Below are 2314 nucleotides of genomic sequence, written 5' to 3'. Positions count from 1 at the left end.
CCGCCGACCGCGAATTTGCCCGCCTTATCTAGAAACTCACGTTTGGAAATTTTGCCGTGTGCGTAGAAATCATAAAGATCAAGCAGTTCTTGATCAAAGTCCTTGGCCGTCATGCGTGTCATTGTTGCGATCTCCTGTTGGAACGGGTTGGTGCCGCTCCAACAGATTTATGCTGCCCAAGCCCTAAGGCAAATCACAACCCGCGGATCCGCGGGTCAAGCGCATCGCGCAGACCGTCGCCGATATAGTTCACCGCCAGTACCGTCAGCGAAATCGCAAGGCCGGGCCACAACACGCGCTCGGGGAAGGCGGTCATGCGATCAACGCTGTCAAACAGGATCTTGCCCCATGTGGGGAAATCCGACGGGAAGCCAAGGCCAAGGAAAGACAGCGCGCTTTCGGTAATGATCGCTGTGGCAAGGCCCAGGGTGGCCGAGACCATGATCGGAGAGAGGACATTGGGCAAAATATGCCGTGTAATCATCCGCCGTGGCGGTGTGCCGATGGATCGGGCGGCAAGGACGAATTCACGCTCCTTCAGCGCCATGACGTCGCCGCGGACAATCCGCGCGGTCTGCATCCATGAGGTAATGCCAATGCCGACCACGATCAGGATGAAGATACCATTTTCGGGTCCGAAGGCCGCACGCAGCGGATCGCGGAACAAGAGCATCATGACCAGCAAGAGCGGCAGTAGGGGCAGGGACAGCACCAGATCGGTGAAACGCATCAGCAGGCCGTCAAGGCGGCGGAAATACCCCGCCAAGACCCCGATCAATGTGCCAATCAACACCGCCAAGATCATCGCGGTCCAGCCAACGGCCAATGAAATCCGCCCGCCCTGCATGATATTGGCCATGATATCGCGGCCCAGATTGTCGGTCCCCATCGGGTTGGCCCAGTTCACCTTGGCCTCGCTGTCAAACAGCAGCATGTAGATGGGGCGTACATCCTTGTTGCGGATATCAAGCTTGCCGGGGTCCACCTGCCACAGCCACGGGCCGATGGTCACGAAAAGCGTGATGAAGATCAGAAAGCCCAAGCCAAAGACCGCGCCTTTGTGGGTCTTGAACTGGTCCCAGACATCCAGCCACTGGTTGCGCGGCTTTTCGATCACTTCTTTTGCCACAGTTGCATCAGTCATAGCGGATCCTCGGATCAAGTATGCCGTAAAGCACATCGGCAATCAGGTTCATCATCACGATCAGCACCGCGAGCAGGAAGGTGATTGTCATGACCATGGGAATATCCGAGCCTTGCAGCGCGATAATCAAAAGCTGACCAAGGCCGTTCACCTTGAAGATCTGCTCGGTGATGATCGCACCGCCAAAGATGGATGGAATACCCAGTGCAATCACGGTCACAACAGGGATCATCGAGTTGCGCAGCACATGCTTGAGCACGACCACGCTTTCCGACATGCCTTTGGCGCGGGCTGTGCGGACATAATCCTGAGACAGGTTATCCAGCATCGACGCGCGCATATAGCGGCTGACCTGTGCTGTGGTCTGCAGCGCGAGCACCATCACGGGCATGATCATCTGCATGAGCTGGGTCTTGAATGTCTCCCACGAATTCACCACCAGCGTGGTGTCATAGATTGACGGCAGCCATTGCAGTTGGACCGAGAAGATCACGATCAGCAGAACGCCCGAAAAGAAGGGCGGCACCGAAAAGCCGATCATGCTGACGAATGTGCCGGCGTTGTCAAAGACGGAATATTGTTTGTAGGCACTGATGATCCCGATGGGCAGCGCGATCAGCACGCCCACAACATAGGACATCGCCACAACCCAGAGCGTCTGTGGCAGGCGCTGGGCGATAACATCAAAGACGGGGCTGCGTGACTGGAAGCTGATGATCCGCTGTGCGCCATCGGCGAAATTGGTGCCGAAGGCGTTGTCGATCCAGTATTGCGGCTCGACGATAAAGAACTGGTTCAGCCAAAGTGGGAAGCGGATATACCACGGCTCGCCCAGCCCCAGTGCCTCGCGCATTTGCTGGCGCACTTCGGGCGGGATCGACAGGGGCATGCTGGCCATCGGGTCGCCGGGGGCGAGTTCCAGCAGCATGAAAATCACAAAAGCAATGAAGATAAGCGTCGGGATCGACAGCAGCAATCTACGGATGGTGTAGGTCAGCATTTACGACGCCTCTGTACATGGCTTTGGAAGAAAGAAGGGCAGCGCAGCCCCGGATCGCGGTCCGGGGCTGCGTCAGTGCTTTACTCGCTGATGCGGTACCAGTCAGCAATGTTCCACAGCTCGCTATCCCATGTGTTCAGGATCACGCCGCCAAGTGTGACGGAATGTGC

Annotated in this window: 2 protein-coding genes and 1 pseudogene; all 3 read right to left on the bottom strand. The window is 57.0% G+C overall.

The genetic code is table 11. The features are described 5' to 3' along the window. Positions 1–113, bottom strand: a pseudogene (locus VGP75_RS20675) (dienelactone hydrolase family protein); the annotation flags it as partial. An 80-nt stretch (positions 114–193) separates the two neighbouring features. Continuing rightward, complete coding sequence (locus VGP75_RS05075; protein ID WP_327542618.1) at positions 194–1144, bottom strand: ABC transporter permease; 951 nt, start codon at positions 1142–1144, stop codon at positions 194–196. Further along, the gene (locus VGP75_RS05070; RefSeq protein ID WP_327542617.1) at positions 1137–2144 is read right to left on the bottom strand and encodes an ABC transporter permease; all 1008 of its coding nucleotides are present in this window, start codon (positions 2142–2144) and stop codon (positions 1137–1139) included. Before VGP75_RS05070 ends, VGP75_RS05075 begins: the two co-directional genes overlap by 8 nt. Positions 2145–2314 lie beyond the last annotated feature (170 nt).

The organism is Yoonia sp., assembly GCF_036007805.1.
Classification (GTDB): Bacteria; Pseudomonadota; Alphaproteobacteria; order Rhodobacterales; family Rhodobacteraceae; genus Yoonia.
Note: the sequence above shows the minus strand (reverse complement) of the source record. Positions and strands in the feature narration are given on the sequence as shown.

What these genes read in the sequence shown, in the direction of transcription:
- VGP75_RS05075 (WP_327542618.1), bottom strand. Translation starts at nt 1,144, where the DNA reads ATGACTGATGCAACTGTGGCAAAAGAAGTGATCGAAAAGCCGCGCAAC.
- VGP75_RS05070 (WP_327542617.1), bottom strand. Translation starts at nt 2,144, where the DNA reads ATGCTGACCTACACCATCCGTAGATTGCTGCTGTCGATCCCGACGCTT.